General features: G+C 45.4%; 14 protein-coding genes and 2 pseudogenes. 3 read left to right on the forward strand and 13 right to left on the reverse strand.

Annotated elements, in window-relative coordinates; genetic code table 11:
• A pseudogene (locus tag D908_RS16255) lies at nt 1–210 on the forward strand (IS4 family transposase); the annotation flags it as partial.
• A 61-nt stretch (nt 211–271) separates the two neighbouring features.
• Here D908_RS16255 and D908_RS16250 read toward each other — a convergent pair.
• The 5 genes and pseudogenes from D908_RS16250 to znuA form a co-directional block, all read right to left on the reverse strand.
• Nucleotides 272–502: a FeoC-like transcriptional regulator gene (locus tag D908_RS16250; RefSeq protein ID WP_005522642.1), complete on the reverse strand. Its 231-nt coding sequence runs from the start codon at nt 500–502 to the stop codon at nt 272–274.
• A pseudogene (gene feoB / locus D908_RS0118885) lies at nt 499–2,776 on the reverse strand (Fe(2+) transporter permease subunit FeoB). The gene D908_RS16250 and the pseudogene feoB overlap by 4 nt, the downstream one beginning before the upstream one ends.
• On the reverse strand, nt 2,773–3,003 hold the full coding sequence (locus D908_RS16245; RefSeq protein WP_005510237.1) for a FeoA family protein: 231 nt from the start codon (nt 3,001–3,003) through the stop codon (nt 2,773–2,775). Before D908_RS16245 ends, feoB begins: the two are co-directional and overlap by 4 nt.
• Before the next feature lie 536 nt (nt 3,004–3,539).
• Nucleotides 3,540–6,887 carry an AraC family transcriptional regulator gene (locus D908_RS16240; protein WP_005522644.1) on the reverse strand — a complete coding sequence of 1,116 codons (3,348 nt, stop codon included), beginning with the start codon at nt 6,885–6,887 and terminating at the stop codon, nt 3,540–3,542.
• A gap of 200 nt (nt 6,888–7,087) precedes the next feature.
• Complete coding sequence (gene znuA, locus D908_RS16235) at nt 7,088–7,972, reverse strand: zinc ABC transporter substrate-binding protein ZnuA (protein WP_005522646.1); 885 nt, start codon at nt 7,970–7,972, stop codon at nt 7,088–7,090.
• Between the two features lie 82 nt (nt 7,973–8,054).
• Here znuA and znuC point away from each other — a divergent pair, with 82 nt between their 5' ends.
• Nucleotides 8,055–8,843 (forward strand): zinc ABC transporter ATP-binding protein ZnuC, encoded by a 789-nt coding sequence (gene znuC / locus D908_RS16230; RefSeq protein WP_005522648.1) that lies wholly within the window; start codon nt 8,055–8,057, stop codon nt 8,841–8,843.
• Nucleotides 8,836–9,618: a zinc ABC transporter permease subunit ZnuB gene (gene znuB, locus D908_RS16225; protein WP_005519624.1), complete on the forward strand. Its 783-nt coding sequence runs from the start codon at nt 8,836–8,838 to the stop codon at nt 9,616–9,618. Before znuC ends, znuB begins: the two co-directional genes overlap by 8 nt.
• 87 nt (nt 9,619–9,705) lie before the next feature.
• Here znuB and sucD read toward each other — a convergent pair whose 3' ends face one another.
• From sucD to sdhC, 8 genes are all read right to left on the reverse strand, one after another.
• Nucleotides 9,706–10,578 carry a succinate--CoA ligase subunit alpha gene (gene sucD, locus D908_RS16220; RefSeq protein ID WP_000025475.1) on the reverse strand — a complete coding sequence of 291 codons (873 nt, stop codon included), beginning with the start codon at nt 10,576–10,578 and terminating at the stop codon, nt 9,706–9,708.
• Nucleotides 10,578–11,744 (reverse strand): ADP-forming succinate--CoA ligase subunit beta, encoded by a 1,167-nt coding sequence (sucC, locus tag D908_RS16215; protein WP_001048577.1) that lies wholly within the window; start codon nt 11,742–11,744, stop codon nt 10,578–10,580. Before sucC ends, sucD begins: the two co-directional genes overlap by 1 nt.
• A 170-nt stretch (nt 11,745–11,914) precedes the next feature.
• Entirely contained in the window at nt 11,915–13,129 is a 1,215-nt protein-coding gene (gene odhB / locus D908_RS16210; RefSeq protein ID WP_005522651.1) for a 2-oxoglutarate dehydrogenase complex dihydrolipoyllysine-residue succinyltransferase, read from the reverse strand.
• 28 nt (nt 13,130–13,157) lie between these two features.
• Nucleotides 13,158–15,968: a 2-oxoglutarate dehydrogenase E1 component gene (sucA, locus tag D908_RS16205; protein WP_000551467.1), complete on the reverse strand. Its 2,811-nt coding sequence runs from the start codon at nt 15,966–15,968 to the stop codon at nt 13,158–13,160.
• An 88-nt stretch (nt 15,969–16,056) separates the two neighbouring features.
• Nucleotides 16,057–16,767, reverse strand: coding sequence for a succinate dehydrogenase iron-sulfur subunit (locus tag D908_RS16200; protein ID WP_000772965.1), 711 nt, complete (start codon nt 16,765–16,767; stop codon nt 16,057–16,059).
• Nucleotides 16,768–16,781: 14 nt separating this feature from the next.
• A complete protein-coding gene (gene sdhA / locus D908_RS16195; RefSeq protein WP_000155076.1) occupies nt 16,782–18,548 on the reverse strand; it encodes a succinate dehydrogenase flavoprotein subunit in 1,767 nt (588 codons plus the stop codon).
• Nucleotides 18,549–18,893, reverse strand: coding sequence for a succinate dehydrogenase, hydrophobic membrane anchor protein (gene sdhD, locus D908_RS16190; protein ID WP_000238619.1), 345 nt, complete (start codon nt 18,891–18,893; stop codon nt 18,549–18,551).
• The gene (sdhC, locus tag D908_RS16185; RefSeq protein WP_005510227.1) at nt 18,887–19,279 is read right to left on the reverse strand and encodes a succinate dehydrogenase cytochrome b556 subunit; all 393 of its coding nucleotides are present in this window, start codon (nt 19,277–19,279) and stop codon (nt 18,887–18,889) included. Before sdhC ends, sdhD begins: the two co-directional genes overlap by 7 nt.
• Between the last annotated feature and the right edge of the window lie 312 nt (nt 19,280–19,591).

Genomic DNA, 19,591 nt, shown 5'->3' on the forward strand with positions numbered 1-19,591 from the left:
TTGTTATGGCTAAAGGTAGAAAAAAGCAAACCGCCGAAACACGCGCCAACAGTGCGCTGGGCTTATCTTGGCTTAGGGAAATTAGCTGGGTGGCACGATAGTAAACGAACAGGAATAGTGGGCTGGGAGCGACTTTGGGAAGGATGGTTCAAACTACAAACCATCCTTGAAGGTTACGAGCTTGCAATGTCTCTTGAGCATGAAATGTGATCAAGAGACAGGCATTACGCGGCTTTTTTCTTAACAACATTTTTAAGCTGTGACCCCACGCTTACATGGTAACACTCACAGCTAAGTCACCTTCACGATTGATCACATAACGCACCCGAACGATCGCATCTTCAGCATTCGTGTATTGCTGGCGTGATACCACACCTTTCTTAATCCATACCGAAAGCATCGCATCAACGCCATCTTCGCTCAAAGAAAAACGGCGTGCTAATTCTTGACGAGTTATGTTGCCTTTTTCTTCAATAGCCGTTCGGAGCTTAGTCAAAATCACGCGACAGGTACCTCAATCATTTTTTGCTTTCTTCCCGTTTGCTTCAGCATCCAATAAATCGCAAAGGCAATTCCAGAAATGAACACGATCCAAACTACGCTAGACATAGGATGTTCCGCGATATGAGTGATCTGGTAGTACAACACAGCAGAACCGTAAGCGAGTCCCATGGTCCATACAGCAATAAAGCGAGCATACGCAGCACCAAACTCACGTACGTATGCTCCCATCGCAGCTACACAAGGGGTATAGAGCAAAATAAAGATCAGATAAGCAAACGCCACATGACCGTTGGCAAAGTAGGTGTGTAAATTATCAAAGATAGTAGCATCCACTGCTTGCTCTTCAGCCACTGCATTGGTATCCGTTAAATCACCGACTTCAATCCCAAGTGGATCGCTAAAGTTCAATCCAGCAAGGTTATCCGGGATAGACATCAATGCCTCTTGCAAACTACCCAACAAGTCATATTCGGCAGCCTCTTCATCACCAGAGGTTGTGGTATAGAGGCTGTTCAACGTTCCTACAACGGCTTCTTTAGCAAAAATACCTGTAATGATACCAACGGTTGCAGGCCAGTTTTCCTGAGTAATACCCATTGGAGTAAATACTGGAGTCACAAACTGTGCTGCTTTTGAAAGGACTGATTTATCACTGTCTTCGTTACCAAAAGAACCATCAGTACCCACGGAGTTTAAAAAGCTCAAGATGGTCACAACGATGACTATCGTTTTCCCTGCCCCCAAAACAAAACGCTTTAGCTTCTGCCAGGTTTTGATCACCACGTTTTGCAGAGTTGGGATTTCATAATCTGGCATTTCCATGATTAAGCTTTCGCTCACACCTGGATACAACGTTTTTTTTCAGAACCAATCCGGTAAATACTGCCGCTACAATGCCTAATAAGTAGAGAGCAAACACAACATTCTGGCCACTTTGTGGGAAAAAGGCTGCGGCAAAGAGCGCATAGACTGGCAAACGTGCACCACAAGACATAAAGGGTGCCATTGATGCTGCAAGCTTACGCTCCCGTTCTTGATCCAGAGTACGTGTCGCCATTATGGATGGAACGTTACAGCCGAACCCTAACACTAACGGCACAAACGCTTTACCTGGCAGACCGATTTTTTGCATTACTTTATCCAGCACAAAAGCCGCACGTGACATGTAACCGGAGCTTTCTAAAACCGCTAAGAATAAGTACAGACAAGCAATGACAGGGATAAAAGTTGCAACGGTTTGGATACCGCCACCGATACCATCAGCGATCAATGTCACCAACCACACGGGTAGATGATCATCCAGTAAGTAATGGCCGCCATCAACCAACAAAGCTCCCACGCCTATGTCAAAGAAATCGATGAATGCACTACCGATATTTATCGAGAACATAAACATCAAGTACATCACAGCGAAGAAAAATGGAATACCTACCCACTTATTGAGAATGATTCGATCCGCTTTTTGGGTAAATTTATGGCTTAGTTTTCCTTCGGAGCGTCGTACATGTGTACAAAGCTCATACAAGTAGGTGTAGCGAACATTCGCTACCAGCAAATCAATGTCCATTGAACATTCGCCTTTGACCTGATGGACTTTCTGCCTTTCTGACTCTTTTAGACTATTAATTACCAGTAAATCATTTTCTAACGTTCGAATAGCCAAAGCACGGGCAGACACGGTTTGTCCGACAAACATCGGTTCCAATTGGCTAACCAACGCCTCAAACTCATCACCATAATTGAGTTCCAGATGCTTAAGCGCGATACCTTGAACTACTAATTTATGCAGCTTCTCTTTGAAGCGACGAACTTGCTCTTTACTATTCGCAGACAGTGCAAGCACTGGACAACCAAGAAAGCTTTCTAATTGTTTAATATCGACATGAACACGCTCGCGTTTAAGCACATCCATTTTGTTCAATACAACGATCATAGGGCGTTGCAATTCACGCAATTGCAACGTCATATACAAGCTGCGTTCAAGACAAGTCGCATCGACCACATTAATGATTAAGTCGGTTGGGTGAGTCAGTACAGCACGTGAAGCGATCGATTCATCGATGCTGTTTGTGTCATTACCACTATCTAATGCATAGATGCCGGGTAAATCCGTTAATAAAAATTCATCTCCAGCATGAGTAAAGCTACCTGTTTTTTTCTCAACAGTAACGCCAGCCCAGTTACCTACTTGTTGCTTCGCTCCGGTGAGACCATTGAACAGAGTCGTTTTACCACTGTTGGGATTGCCCACTGTCAGTACTTGATACTTCATTGTGCTCTCTCCACTTCAATATTCGCCGCAATATTTTCACGTAAAGCAATAGAAACACCACGTACCTCTACTTGGAGAGGATCCCCCATTGGAGCTCGACGAATCAATACAACTTCTGTGTTTGGAAGCACACCCATAACCATCAATTTCTTTCTGATCGTGTCAGAAAGGCCCTCTAATGCGAGGATGACACCGCGCTCGCCCGCTTTCATCTGTGACAATTTCATTTTCGTAACTTCTAAAAGAAAGTGTTAATAAGAAACATTACCATTAATAATGCGAGACATTACCATAAAATATTTAAGGTTTTCTTGCGTGAAAACAAAGTTTGCTTTAGTAACTCACAACGTTACTTTCGTTAAAAAACTCTCGTCAAAACCGTCAAATGCGATGTAAGAAAAATCTTCACTTAAGTTCAAAGCATTATGAGAAATCCGACACCAAATAAATAACCAATAAAAATCAATAAGATAATAACACTCAAAACTACTTGTCGTTTTTCTATGTGAAGTTGTCGTTAATTTTATAAGTAAAATAAGTCGATAGGATTATAGTGAACTCGTTGAAAGGACATCCCTCCTAGAAACAAGAATTCCAGAGGTGATATGACAATGTCATATCACTCCGGCAGCAAGCGAAGGTGTCGTTGACACCCGTGGTATAGTCCCCCCGGCTATACCACGATATTTTTTTTTCTCTTCTTTTTGTATTCCCACATAGAATCGCTAAACCGCAACTAATTCCCGTAGAATTGCAAATCGTTCTAGGCTTCTCGATCTTCGATGAATTGACTTGGTGATAATCCGAAATGGTGTTTGAAGCGCTGGCTGAAATAGGATGGGTCATTAAATCCGCAGTCAAAGGCAGCTTGAGCAATTTTGGCACCAGCCAATAAACTCTGACATGCCTTTTCTAATCTGACTTCATTAAGAGATTCTTTAAAGGTTTTACCAGTTACCGCTTTAAAGCGGCGTTGCAAACTTCGCTCCGACACAAACAGGGATTTTGCGGCGCTTGAAGTGGTGAAATTAGGGTCACTGTAGTTCTGTTCAATCAAATTCTCGATCTTACTTAACCACTCTTTATCTACGGTATCAATGCTCGGTTTTACATCTGGTTCGCTTTCATCTGACTTAAATGGCTCAAGTTCAGCAAGAGTCGCTAATGGCCAGGCAAGCTCGACAATATTACGCTCTTGCAGTGCAAAGACTCTCAACTCTCCTCCACTTCGAGTTACTAACTCTTGCAGCGGATAGGCTCCATAACCAGTCAAGTTCACTTGAACCGATTCGATGTTTTCTATCGGTGCTCCATAATCGGAAAATACGACAACAGCATGAGCATCCCTAATATCAAGGCGTATATTCAACTCTTGGTGTTTATACAGCCGCTTTATGGCATCGGTTAATACGGCATTGAACAAGACGTCAAGATTAAATTGACGGACTTCAATAAACCGAGTTTCACCACTATAAGTCAGTTGAATTGCGGCTTTGCTATATTCTTCCTGCCAACTCTTTAATGCTGATTCGATCAATAGATGCAAATCGTGATATTTACTCTCTTCAACATCACCTCGGTGCATAAAATGAAGTTGAGCGAGTTCCTGCTTCACTTTACAGAAAGGAATGTCAAACTCACCCCACCCACGAACTTTTGCGTAGGAGGACAAATGGCGCAGTAAAGGGTCAACCCCTTCCAGAACTTTACCAAGGATGTTGTGGTGCAGCTGGAGTTGCTTACGGAGTTGATGGTTATTACTCAATACAATCTTGCTCTGATGGCGTAATTGACTGGTTTTTAGATCAACCTGTGCTTTTAATTTCCGGTTAACCTTCACCATCATTCTCGTACGCCACCAAAAAGCCAGAGCCAATACGCTAAAAAGAGTCACAACATAACCAACGATGGCCATCGGAGTCATATACCAAGGCTGCAAAACTTCAAAATCAAATAATGCTTCGGTACGGTATCGTTGAGTTGGGTTTGCACTGCGCACTCTCAAACGATATTTTCCGGGTAAGAGTTGGTCAAAGTTCAGTAACGCCCAATCAAAACGCTGCCAATGTGGATCATCATTAAGCTTGTATTCTAAAGACTGATTTCTCGAAGAAGGCAAAGCTCCAAACTGGAAGCTAATCGCATCACCATAAGCAATTTTCAGCGGTTCCGGCATGCGATAACCCAGCAACTTGGTGCTATGGTTAACGCTTACTTGGCTAAACATCACCTGAATATTCGGCACATTAGAAACCGCTAATTCCTCAGTATTCGCTTTAACAACCCCGAGCTGTGAACCTATGATGAGTGAGGAAGAGCTTTGTTCACCACCTACAGCACAAGATGAAGATAAAAATTCATTACTGACCAAGCCATAAGGAGCACCAAAGTGTTTGTTCAATTGGCCTTGAAGGTGGTAATAACTGATACCTTTAGAAGAGACAAGCCACATGCCTTGCTTTGATTCAGCAATGCACAGAGGTTGAATATTCTCCTCGATGAGCTCTACTGGAGTCGCCTCGTATTGATCTTTACGCCAACGAAAAACGCCATACGATCCGACCACCCAGATGTGTCGATCCGCATCTTCTACCGCTTGGATAATTTCACCATAACGGTGACTAGCAAAATCAAAGCGAATCTGTTTACCGAACAAGGAATAAGCACCATGTTCTGTGCCAATCACAATGCCTTTTTCCACAGCAGCAAGTAGAGTGATTCGCGAAGGCGAAAACTTCTTAACCATCCACTCTGAACCATAATCCGTATAGGTTTGCTCCTTAGGTGAGAATGACCAGATCTGATGACTGCTCGATCCCCACAGGTTCCCATTCCTATCCATGGTTAGGTGATCGACTTCCGTTTGCAGTAATGAGAGAGGCAACTGCGGAGTATCAACACTGCGGCGGTTTAGGTTATATCGAATTAAACCTTTCTTTGTCGCAATCCAAACATTATCTCCCGATATGACAAAGTCATTAATCTCACCAGGATAAATCAGATGTTTACGCAACTCATCGGAAAAATTGAAGTTATAGAGACCCTGCTGTGTTATGGCTAAATAGTCACCAGCCGAATTCAAAGCCTTAGGTTTACTGAGCTTCGCTTCATTACCATCATTTGAGAGAGTCTGAGCGGCATAACGGGTGAATTGTTGCCCAAATAATGAGTAATAAAAGATCCCTTTATCTGTTGCTATCCACATGCCACCTTGAAAATCGTTCACCATGGCGTAGATTTTTCTACCCAATAAGGTGTAATCACCGCTGTTATTACTCTCTAACTGAACCACCTTACCCGTGATAATTGAGTAAACATACAGTCCGTCTTCCGTACCAACCCAGTACTCTTTTTCTGTTTCCGCAATGGATAAGACATGAGAGGAGCCAATTTTTTCGGGCAACGTACGCTTATTTTCAATATCGACAACAATAGCGCCATGCTTTGAACCTACTAACAACTCTCGGCGTTTGTGTGAGAAATACAGCTTTTGAATATAGCTCTTTCCTGATTTTTTAACGTGTGCAAATCCGTGCTCTTCAGATAAATAGACGCCAACATTCGTTGCCAAAGCCCATTTGGAAACCATGTATTGAGCATCATTAATCACCACGGCACTCGCACTATTTAGCTGATAAAGCTCATGCAGTGATAGAGAGTTAATTCGCCCACTGCGAATCTCATAACTATAAAAATTTTCACTATCCGTCATCCAAATCATGCCATTAGATGCCCCCATCTGGTTGATTTGGGTACCGGGTGTGAGGCTTATCATCAGCTCTTTGGGTTTCCCGGGATAGGTCCTAAACAGTTCATGCTGATCGAAAGTCCAGAAAGCACTATTCGCATAAACAATATGGCTAGAGGTTTGAGGTAGAACCGAGCCACGTCGCGGCAGGATATTTTGTCCATCAAAATACATGACCTTGCCATGGACATCATGAACCCAAATTCCTCCATCGTTACCAAGATAGAGATTTTGAGCGACAATGACTCTCCCCTGCTCTTGAATAGGCAAGGGATAAAATACCGACATTGACTTATCCAGCGCCAATGCCAGTGAAGGAATAATGAGGTTCAGCAAGCAGCCGTATAAAAATGTGCGCAACACGAGTTCCCCTGTCAGCGACAATTCAAGAATTCGTGTTTTATAGGTTTAGGAGTGAATAGGAACACGAATTCTCATGCATTCTAACGAATACCTAGCTTCGATGCAGTTTGAAAGGCCTAGAAAGAACATTTATTTTAATTTCGGAAAAAGAGAAATGCGGCTAAGGCCGCATTTAATAACAATTTTATTACACTATTCCATCAAGACTGAGACAAGCAAGAGTAGTAACTCTCCGCCATGGTATTGAGAAATGAAAAATAGCTCCCAGCCTTCAACTCTATTGAACCACCTAAAGGATCCAATACACCAACCTTCGCTGGCGTTCCCCTCACGACCGTTTCAATAATCGCAGGCTCAAATTGTGGTTCAGAGAATACACACTTTACGGCTTGGGTATTAAGTGTCTGCTTTATAGTAATCAAGGTTTTCGCACCCGGTTTTCTTTCTGGGTTAACAGTGAAATGACCAAGGTTATTGAGAGAAAAATGCTGTTCAAAATAACCATAGGCATCATGAAAAACATAATAAGGAACAGTAGTCACTGGTTTTAACTTTTCGCCTATAACATTGTCTTGCTCTGCCAGATTAGCTAAAAAACGAACAAGATTATCTTGATATTGCTGTTGATTCGCTTCATCTAGTGCAATCAATCTTGCAGTAATGGCATTGGCTACTTGCCCTGCCTGCTCAATCCCCAACCAGAAATGAGGGTCATGTCTTCCATGATGATGTCCATCATGGTCGTGCTCCCCTTCTTCACTGTATTCGTGGAGGGCTAAATTGGGGATTTGGCTTAATGTCAAAGCAGACTGACGATCAGCTAATAACTTACTCATAAAGGGTTCGAGATCCTGACCAAACCAAATAACCAAATCAGCCTGTTGAATCCGCTTTACATCTGAAGGACGGAGCGCATAATCATGCGGCGAAGCACCTGATGGCAAAAGAACATCAGGTGTTCCAGTGCCCAGCATCAATTCATAAGTGATCATCTGTATCGGTTTGATGCTAGTGAGCACTTCAATTGCACTGGCTGTTTTCGCAAACAGTGCAACGACACTCAGTAAAAGAAATCTCGGTAACATGGTTGCCGCACTCCAGTTAGTGGCTTTTATTGAGCCGGAATGTTACTTTATAACATAACCATTTTGCAAATGAGTTCTATTCATGGCTATTCTGATTGAGTTGCAGGACATCTGCGTCGACTTTGATCAACGACGCGTTCTTGACAATATTCGTTTAAATCTCAGCAAAGGCAACATTACTACGCTTATCGGTCCCAATGGTGCAGGTAAATCCACTTTAGTGAGAGTGATCTTGGGATTACAAACGGTTAACTCAGGAAAAATTATCCGCCAAGCAGGTATTCGCATCGGCTATGTACCGCAAAAACTCAAACTCAACGACACATTGCCTCTCACCGTCAATCGTTTCCTGAAACTTGCGGGACGTTTTAGTGCACAAGAATTAACTGAAGCCTTGAGATTGGTCGGCGGTGAACACCTGCAACACAATGACATGCACAAATTATCAGGCGGTGAAACACAACGTGTGTTACTGGCAAGAGCATTGTTGCAAAGACCCGATTTGCTCGTGTTGGATGAACCCGCACAAGGTGTGGATGTACAAGGACAAATCGACTTGTACGATCTTATTCATACTTTACGTAACCGCTTTGGCTGTGCGGTGTTAATGGTTTCTCACGATTTACATTTGGTTATGGCGAAAACGGATGAAGTGATCTGTCTACAACACCATGTTTGCTGCTCCGGTTCACCAGAGAGCATTGCTAAACACCCAAGTTATTTGGCGATGTTTGGCCATCGTAGCCGGGACACCTTAGCTTTTTATCAACATCACCACGAGCACCACCACCACGATTTATCCGGCTTACCGGTTAAAGGCAAAGCAAGTGCTTGCTCACACCACTCACATGGTCATCACAAACATGATTGAATTTCTTTTGCCGTCTCTGCTCGCCGGTCTTGGTATTGCCATTATCGCTGGTCCATTAGGTTCATTTGTTGTGTGGCGCAGAATGGCTTATTTCGGAGATACCCTTGCGCACGCATCCTTACTTGGCCTAGCGCTAGGTTTTTTACTCGACATCAATTTGTATCTCGCCTTGTTGGTTTGCTGTTTAGGCATGGCGGCCATTTTAGTCGCGATGCAAAAGCAAAAGCTAATAGCGACCGATACCCTACTCGGTATCATGGCGCACAGTGCGTTATCCCTCGGTATGATTGCAGTGAGCTTTCTCGATAATGTGCGGATCGATTTGATGAGTTATCTGTTTGGTGACTTACTTGCGATTAGCCCATCAGACCTCACCTTTATCTGGTTAGGTGTTGCGACGGTTAGCCTGATTGTTTACCTGCTTTGGCAACCTCTTTTAGCCACTAGTGTGAATGAAGAACTGGCTTTTGTTGAAGGAACCAACACTGACCTAATGCGTTTGATCTTGATGCTACTGATTGGTTTAGTAATTGCTGTAGGTATGAAATTTGTCGGCGCTTTGATTATGGGTTCGCTATTGATTATCCCTGCCGCAACGGCTCGTCGCCTTTCACGCACCCCTGAAGCCATGGCATTTTGGGCAATATTGCTCGGCATGCTGAGTGTGTTGGGAGGCCTCGCTCTATCTTGGCATTTTGATACTCCAGCAGGTCCTTCGGTGGTCGTCTCTGCCGCAGCTTTATTTGTACTCACTCAGTTTAAACGAGTTGCTTAACGCCTTATCAAATTTACCTTTGGCAAAAAAGAAACCCCGAAACTTTGTTCGGGGTTTTTTATCATCTGAATAAGTAATAGCGGTAGATTACCAGCCTGTTACTTCACGCAGTGCTTTGCCGATATCTGCAAGACTTTTTACTGTCTTCACGCCCGCAGATTCAAGCGCTGCGAATTTCTCTTCAGCAGTACCTTTACCACCAGAGATGATCGCACCAGCATGACCCATACGTTTGCCCGGAGGAGCCGTTACACCAGCGATATAAGAAACGACAGGTTTTGTGACGTTAGCTTTGATAAAGGCAGCCGCTTCTTCTTCTGCAGTACCGCCGATTTCACCGATCATCACAATCGCTTCTGTCGCTGGGTCTTCTTGGAACATCTTCAGGATATCGATGAAGTTTGAACCAGGAATTGGATCGCCACCGATACCCACACAGGTAGACTGGCCGAAACCTTCGTCAGTAGTCTGTTTCACAGCTTCGTACGTCAAAGTACCAGAACGAGAAACGATACCCACTTTACCTTTCTTGTGAATGTGTCCTGGCATGATGCCAATCTTACATTCGTCAGGCGTGATCACACCTGGACAGTTCGGGCCGATCATACGAACGCCAGTCTGTTCCAGTTTCACTTTGACATCAATCATGTCAGTGGTAGGAATACCTTCGGTGATAGTCACGATCAGCTTGATGCCCGCATCGATCGCTTCCAGAATCGCATCTTTACAGAATGGTGCAGGTACGTAGATGACTGTTGCAGTTGCGCCAGTCACTTCAACGGCTTCACGAACCGTATTAAATACAGGCAAACCTAGATGAGTTGTACCGCCTTTACCTGGCGATACACCACCAACCATTTGTGTGCCATAAGCAATCGCCTGTTCAGAGTGGAAAGTACCTTGCCCACCAGTGAAACCCTGACAAATGACTTTAGTGTCTTTATTGATAAGAATCGACATTATTTGCCCTCCGCCGCGGCAACTACTTTTTGAGCTGCGTCTGTCAGAGATACAGCTGCAATAATATCTAGACCAGATTCTGCCAGTACTTTACGTCCAAGTTCTGCGTTTGTGCCTTCAAGACGCACAACCACAGGAACGCTTACGCCAACTTCCTTAACCGCACCGATAATGCCTTCTGCAATCATGTCGCAGCGCACAATGCCACCAAAGATGTTAACCAGTACTGCTTTTACATTGGTATCAGACAAAATAATCTTGAACGCTTCTGCAACGCGCTCTTTGGTCGCGCCACCGCCCACATCGAGGAAGTTTGCTGGTTTTCCGCCGTGCAAGTTAACAATGTCCATGGTACCCATAGCTAGGCCAGCACCGTTAACCATACAACCTACGTTACCATCCAACGCAACGTAGTTAAGTTCCCATTTAGCCGCATGCGCTTCACGAGCATCTTCTTGAGAAGCATCGTGCATTTCACGCAGTTTAGGTTGACGGTACATCGCATTCGAGTCGATGTTGATCTTACCGTCTAGACACAGCAGATTGCCTTCAGCCGTAATCACCAGCGGGTTGATTTCCAGCAGTGCGAGGTCGTATTGAGCAAACATTTCACCTAAGCCCATGAAAATTTTCACGAACTGTTTGATTTGGTCACCTTGCAGGCCAAGCTTGAACGCCAACTCACGGCCTTGGTAGGCTTGAGGGCCAACCAGTGGATCGATCGCTGCTTTGTGGATCAGTTCTGGAGTTTCTTCTGCGACTTTCTCAATTTCCACACCACCTTCAGTCGATGCCATGAAAACGATACGGCGAGTAGAACGGTCAACAACCGCACCCAGATAGAGTTCATTTGCGATGTTAGATGCTTCTTCAACCAGAATTTTTGAAACAGGTTGGCCATTCGCATCTGTTTGATAAGTTACTAGGTTTTTACCTAGCCACTTTTGTGCAAAGGCTTTTACGCCATCTTTAGTATCGTGCAGTTCAACGCCACCTGCTTTGCCACGTCCACCAGCGTGAACTTGACATTTTACGACTTTCTTCGCTGTGCTGATGCGTCCTGCAGCTTCAAACGCTTCTTGTGGCGTATCACAAGCATAACCTTCCGGTACAGGCAAACCGAATTCTGCAAACAGCTGTTTAGCTTGATATTCATGCAAATTCATTGTGTTGTTCCATTTGTTTATTGTTCTTCCATAGAGCTCAGCTCATCTGAACTTTACGTTTGTAGGGTCACTCTTGAGCGAGTAGCCAATCTTTGGCCAAAGCCAGGTCGGACGTTGAGCGTGTCCGACCCTTGTCAATCAATCACTCAGAAATCTGAGTCATCAATTGTTTAAACATCGAGCAGTAGACGTGCTGGATCTTCTAGCAATTCTTTTACCGTCACTAGGAAACCAACCGACTCACGACCATCGATTGAACGGTGGTCATAAGACAGCGCCAGATACATCATTGGCAGGATTTCAATCTTGCCATCCACCACCATCGCGCGGTCTTGGATCTTATGCATACCCAGAATAGCCGCTTGTGGTGGGTTGATGATTGGCGTAGACATCAGTGAACCAAACACACCACCGTTGGTGATAGTGAAGTTACCGCCAGTCAGCTCGTCTACGGTCAATTTGCCGTCACGGCCTTTTTCTGCCAGCTCTTTGATACCTTTTTCAATTTGCGCCAAGCTCAAGGTATCGCAGTTTTTCAGTACCGGCGTTACCAGACCGCGTGGTGTCGATACGGCAATACTCACATCAAAGTAGTTGTGGTAAACCAGATCTTCGCCATCGATAGATGCGTTCACTTCTGGGTAACGTTTCAGCGCTTCAGTCACGGCTTTCACATAGAAAGACATGAAGCCAAGACGGATACCATGACGCTTTTCGAAAACGTCTTGGTACTGCTTACGCATATCCATGATCGGTTTCATGTTCACTTCGTTAAACGTAGTAAGCATTGCAGTGCTGTTTTTCGCTTCCAACAGACGCTCAGCAATACGTTTACGTAGACGAGTCATAGGTACGCGTTTTTCTGTACGACCGGCCACTGGAGCGATAGCTGCAACTGGTGCTTCAGCTTTCGCAGCAGGCTTAGCTTTGTTCGCTGCCAAATGTGCTTCGATGTCTTCACGAGTGATACGGCCACCTACACCAGAACCTTTCACTTGGTGAGCTTCCAAGTTGTGTTCCGCAAGAAGACGACGAACCGCAGGGCTCAACGCATCATTGCTTTCTTCAGTCAGTGACGCTTTATGACGTTTGTCTGGTGATGGTTCAGTAGCATCTGGCGTATCTTGAGTCGGTTCACCCGCAACAGCACCCAGTTTCAAACGAGCCAGCAGTTGTTTAGAAAGAACGGTTGCGCCTTCTTCTTCCAGAATCGCTTCCAAAACACCCGCTTCTGGTGCCGGAACTTCCAGCACCACTTTGTCGGTTTCAATTTCAACAATTACTTCATCACGAGCAACCGTGTCACCCGGCTTCTTGTGCCACGTCGCAACAGTGGCATCCGCAACTGATTCAGGCAAATCTGGAACCAGAATTTCAATGGTCATAATGGTATCTTCCTTATACTTCTAGTTCTTAAGCTAGGGTCAGAGCGTCTTCAATCAACGCTTTTTGTTGTTTCATGTGCACCGACATATAGCCGACCGCTGGCGATGCCGAAGCTGGACGACCTGCGTATTTCAGATCTGCACCCGCTGGAATCGCAGCACGGAAATTGTGCTGACTACTGTACCAAGCACCTTGGTTTTGTGGCTCTTCCTGACACCAAACGTAATCCACCACATTGGTGTAATTCGCAATGGCTGCTTGTACTTCTTCCAGAGGGAATGGGTACAGCTGTTCAATACGGACAATTGCCACATCTTGCTGCTCATTCGCACGGCGCTGTTCAAGCAAGTCGTAGTAAACCTTACCGGAACAGAACACAACACGCTTAACTTGTGCCGCATCCAATGCATCAATCTCACCGATTGCAGCTTGGAAAGTGCCGTGAGCAAGATCTTCCATGCTTGATATACACAATGGATGACGCAGTAGAGACTTAGGCGACATTACCACTAGTGGACGACGCATTGGGCGAACCACTTGGCGACGAATCATGTGGTAAACCTGAGCTGGCGTAGATGGAATTACCACCTGCATGTTCTGTTCAGCGCACAGTTGCAAATAACGCTCTAAGCGTGCTGATGAGTGCTCAGGGCCTTGGCCTTCATAACCATGTGGCAGCAACATAGTCAGACCACATAAACGGCCCCATTTCTGTTCACCAGAGGAGATAAACTGGTCAATCACCACTTGCGCACCGTTGGCAAAGTCACCGAACTGCGCTTCCCACAGGGTTAAGCCGCCTGGTTCTGCGGTTGCGTAACCGTATTCGAATGCCAATACCGCTTCTTCTGACAGCACAGAGTCAAAGACTTCAAACGGGCCTTGGCCTGCATGAATTTGAGATAGCGGAATGTAAGTACTGGCATCATTTTGGTTGTGCAAAACTGCATGACGGTGGAAGAAGGTTCCACGGCCTGAATCCTGACCAGAAATACGAATGCGTTTACCATCATCAAGCAGAGTGGCGTAGGCCAGCGTTTCCGCCATACCCCAATCCAGCATCTTCTCGCCTGAAATCATTGATAGGCGATCTTGATAGATTTTTTCAACACGGCTATGCAGAACATGACTTTCCGGATATTGGCAAACACGGCGACCGAGATCTTGCAATCGCTCCATCGCGTATTCGTTATCCCATGGAATATTCCAATCGTGACCAAGGTATGGAGACCAGTCAACCGAGTGCATCGCCATAGGACGCCACTCTTTAACCACCACCTCACCGTGATCCAATGCATCGCGATATTCGTTAACGAGTTGAGTGGCGGTTTCTAAATCGCACTCACCACGCTCGGTCAACACATCTGCATACAGCTTACGAGGTGTTGGGTGTTTTTTGATTTTTTGGTACATCAGCGGCTGTGTTGCGTTTGGCTCATCCGCTTCGTTGTGACCATGACGGCGATAACACACCAGATCGATGACCACATCACGTTTGAATTCGTTACGGTAATCCAACGCTAAGCGCGTAACAAACGCCACCGCTTCTGGATCATCTGAATTCACATGGAAAATTGGTGCCTGCACCATCTTGGCAATATCGGTACAGTACATGGTTGAACGAGTATCGCGTGGGTTTGAAGTGGTAAAGCCCACTTGGTTATTCACTACGATACGCACAGTTCCACCCACGTAGAAACCACGGGCTTGTGACATGTTGAAGGTTTCTGCTACAACACCTTGCCCCGCAATCGCTGAGTCACCGTGAACTGTGATAGGAAGAACCTTGCCACCATCTTCATCGCCTAGACGATCTTGGCGCGCACGTACTGAACCCATTACTACTGGGTTAACAATCTCAAGGTGCGATGGGTTAAAGGCTAGCGCTAAGTGTACGTCACCACCCGGTGTCGCAAAGTCAGCCGAGAAACCTTGGTGATACTTAACATCACCTGTACCCCAACCTTCACCGTGCTTACCTGCAAACTCGTCAAACAGATCTTGAGGTTTCTTACCCAGAACGTTAACCAGCATGTTCAAGCGGCCGCGGTGTGCCATACCAATCACCACTTCACGCATGCCACTGGCACCTGCGTGACGGATCAATTCTTTGGTCATTGGGACTAAGGCATCGCCACCTTCAAGAGAGAAGCGCTTCGCACCTGGGAATTTTGCACCAAGATAACGCTCAAGACCTTCGGCTGCAGTGAGCTCTTCAAGGAATGTGCGTTTTTCTGCTTTCGTGAATACAGGATTACCAATCACTGGCTCAAGACGCTGCTGAATCCAACGTTTTTGTTCGGTATCGGTAATGTGCATGTATTCAGCACCGACAGAACCACAGTAGATTTTTTGCAGAGATTGGTAGATGTCTTTCAACTTCATCGTGTCTTTGCCGATTGCAAAAGAGCCCACGTTGAAAGTTTCTTCCATATCTTCTTGGGTCAAGTTATGGAATGAGGGATTAAGTTCCGCCACTTCAGGACGGTTCCATAAACCGAGGGGATCAAGCTTGGCAGCTTCATGACCGCGGAAGCGGTATGCGTTGATTAGCTGCAGTACTTTGACTTGTTTTGCATCGACTTCAGGATCACTAACTTGGACATTGTAATGCTTTGTCTCTTGGGCGAGTCGTCGGAAGTAGTCACGGACGCGTGAGTGTGGTTGTTCAACCACATTCGTTGGGTGCGCAGGCAGCCCATCAAAAACACGTTTCCACTCCTCACTTACCAGATCGGGATCACTTAGATACAGTTCGTAGAGGTCTTCTACGTAAGTTGCATTGGCGCCAGCCAAGTGTGAAGACTCGAGCCATGCCTTCATCACGCCGTTGTGCATTTTTTTCCCTTAACCAGTAGTTTTCACGTTTGCTTCGGTCTTATCGCCGAGCTATAAAAGGCAGGCCCGAAGGCCTGCAATTTTCAATCTAAACTGAACGATTGATCAGCATGGACTTAATATGCCCAATCGCTTTCGTCGGATTCAATCCTTTCGGACAAACACTGACACAGTTCATGATGCTGTGGCAACGAAAAACGCTAAATGCATCATCAAGATTCGATAAGCGTTCATCTGTTGCAGTATCACGGCTGTCAATCAACCAACGATAAGCTGCCAACAAGCCTGCAGGTCCGATAAATTTATCCGGATTCCACCAGAATGAAGGGCAAGAAGTCGTACAGCAAGCGCACATAATACACTCGTAAAGACCATCTAAATGTGCCCGTTCTTCCGGTGATTGCAAGTTCTCTCTTGATGGAGGAAGTGCATCATCTGCAATCAAGAAAGGCTTAACTTTCGCATAGTTATCGTAAAACTGAGTCATGTCGACAATCAAGTCACGAATAACAGGTAAACCCGGTAGTGGACGAATCACGATTTTGTCGCCTTTTAGTGCAGACAGAGGCGTGATACAAGCCAGACCGTTTTTACCATTCATGTTCAGACCGTCCGAACCACAAACACCTTCACGGCATGAGCGACGGAAAGCAATGCTTGGATCTTGTTCTTTGAGCAGAATCAGAGCATCCAGCAGCATCATGTCAGACCCTTCTTCTACTTCAAGAATGTAGTCTTTCATGTATGGCTTAGCATCCACATCCGGATTGTAGCGATATAAAGAGAAGTTGAGTTTCATTTTGAGTACCTCCCTTAATATGAACGCACTTTAGGCGGGAACGGGTCACGGTGAACAGGTGTCATATTCACATCACGTTTACTCATCTGTTCCGTTTCCGGATTGTAGATTGAGTGACACAGCCAGTTTTCATCGTCACGATCTGGATAGTCGAAGCGAGCATGAGCACCACGGCTTTCAGTACGATAGTTTGCCGCCACGGCAGTAGAAAACGCTGTTTCCATCAGGTTATCCAGCTCTAAACATTCGATACGCTGAGTGTTGAATTCTGACGATTTATCAGCAAGATGTGCATCTTTCAGGCGCTCGCGAATCACTTTCAACTCTTCAAGACCTTCGGCCATCGCTTTACCTTCACGGAATACCGAGAAGTTATTTTGCATGCAGCGTTGCAGATCTTTACGGATAACAACTGGGTCTTCGCCACCTTTGCTGTTTTCCCAGCGCATGGTACGAGCCAAAGAAGCTTCGATATCAGATGCGGTTGCTGGGCGAGCTTCTGCTTGAGCACGCAGAGTTTCACCAAGATGCAGACCTGTCGCACGACCAAATACCACGAGGTCAAGCAGTGAGTTACCGCCTAAACGGTTCGCACCGTGTACCGATACAGAGGCGATCTCGCCGCAAGCGAACAAACCTTGAACCTCAACATCTTTACCACTTCTGTCTTGCTTAATAGCTTGGCCAGAAACTTGTGTTGGTACACCACCCATCATGTAGTGACAGGTTGGAATAACGGGGATTGGCTCTTTCACTGGATCAACGTGAGCAAAGGTACGTGATAATTCACAGATACCCGGTAGACGTGATTCCAATACATCACGACCTAAGTGATCCAGTTTCAGTTTGATGTGTGGACCCCAAGGACCATCACAACCACGACCTTCACGGATTTCGATCATCATTGAACGAGCAACCACGTCACGACCTGCCAAGTCTTTGGCATTCGGTGCGTAGCGTTCCATGAAACGTTCGCCGTCTTTATTCAGTAGATAACCACCTTCACCACGACAACCTTCAGTAACCAGTACACCCGCACCCGCGATACCTGTTGGGTGGAATTGCCACATTTCCATGTCTTGCATTGGTACGCCAGCACGCAATGCCATACCAACACCATCACCGGTATTGATGTGTGCGTTAGTGGTTGAGGCGTAAATACGGCCTGCACCGCCCGTAGCAAGTACGGTTGCTTTGGCTTTGAAATAGCAAATTTCGCCAGTTTCCATACAGATAGCGGTACAACCGAGCACAGCACCGTCTTGGTTTTTCACCAAATCCAGCGCATACCATTCAGAGAAAATGGTAGTTTTATGTTTAACGTTTTGTTGGTAGAGCGTATGCAATAGAGCATGACCTGTACGGTCAGCCGCTGCAGCAGTACGCGCCGCTTGCTCACCACCAAACTCTTTTGACTGGCCGCCAAAAGGACGTTGATAGATTGTACCGTTCTCGAAACGAGAAAATGGCAGGCCCATTTTCTCAAGTTCAATCACAGATTCAGGGCCATTTTTACACATGTATTCGATAGCGTTTTGGTCACCGATATAGTCGGAGCCTTTTACCGTATCGTACATATGCCATTGCCAATCATCTTTATGTGAGTTACCCAACGCCACAGTAATACCACCTTGAGCTGATACGGTGTGTGAACGAGTTGGGAACACTTTTGAAAGCAGAGCACAAGTTAAACCTTGCTCAGAAATTTGTAGTGCAGCGCGCATGCCTGCACCACCCGCGCCGATTACAACGGCATCAAAGGAACGAACTGGAATAGTCACTTAGGCACCCCACAATACAAATAGGCCAGAGAAGAAGTATCCAAGCAATACCGCGATGACAACTAACTGTAGTCCCGCACGCAATTTGGAACACTTAATGTAATCCGTCAGTACTTGCCATAAGCCAATCCAGCCATGGATTAATACTGAAACTAATGCCAACATTGTGAAGACTTTGGTGAAAGTGCTACCAAAGAACTGAGTCCACGCAACATACGAGATGTCCGTGAACGCGCAAAAACTTACGATATAAATGGTGTACAAAACCATGATGATCGCCGAAGCACGAATCAACAGAAAATCGTGCACACCGTTACGACCAAACGAAGAAACATGTTTTACCATACCAGAACTCCCGCCAGCAGAGACAATACAGCGGTAGCAGCAAAAGCCACCTTGGCGCTTGTGGCACCGGATTCCAGCTCTTCAAAATGGCCAAGATCCATCAATAAATGACGAATGCCACCAGCAATGTGGTAGGCCAGAGCAGTTAGGATTCCCCACAGCACGAACTTCACTAGAAAGCTGTCAACAATGTTGCTCGCTTCCATGAATCCGACAGGTGAGGATAGAGAGAGGGATAGCAACCAAAGCAAAATCCCAACCGCAACAAACGTAATCACCCCCGACACACGGTGGAGGATGGATGCGATTGCTGAGATCGGAAAGTGGATGGTCTGCAAATCTAAATTAACAGGTCTTGACTTTCTTTCTTTCACGGGCTTGCTCACTCAGCTCCATTGAGCATTTATAGTTATGGATGAATTCTGGTCGATAATGCGCATAATTTAACATTTAATCAACATTTCGACCGCCAAATTGGCGAGTTAATTGTAGTTTAAATGTTACACTCAAGTCTTAAATTCATAAGCTGAATTTCTTTCTAGGCTTGAATTTATAAGGTCTCTCACAGAATTTTCTGTGTCACTATACGGACTGCAACATTCTAATACAATTGCTGTAACAATTTTTGCTACACAGAACAGATTTTTAACTTTATACGTATAAAAAATCAAAGTGAGTGCACACATCAGAGTAGAATC

The sequence above is a fragment of the Vibrio mimicus CAIM 602 genome (genome assembly GCF_000338875.1).
In the GTDB taxonomy this organism is placed as follows: Bacteria; Pseudomonadota; Gammaproteobacteria; order Enterobacterales; family Vibrionaceae; genus Vibrio; species Vibrio mimicus.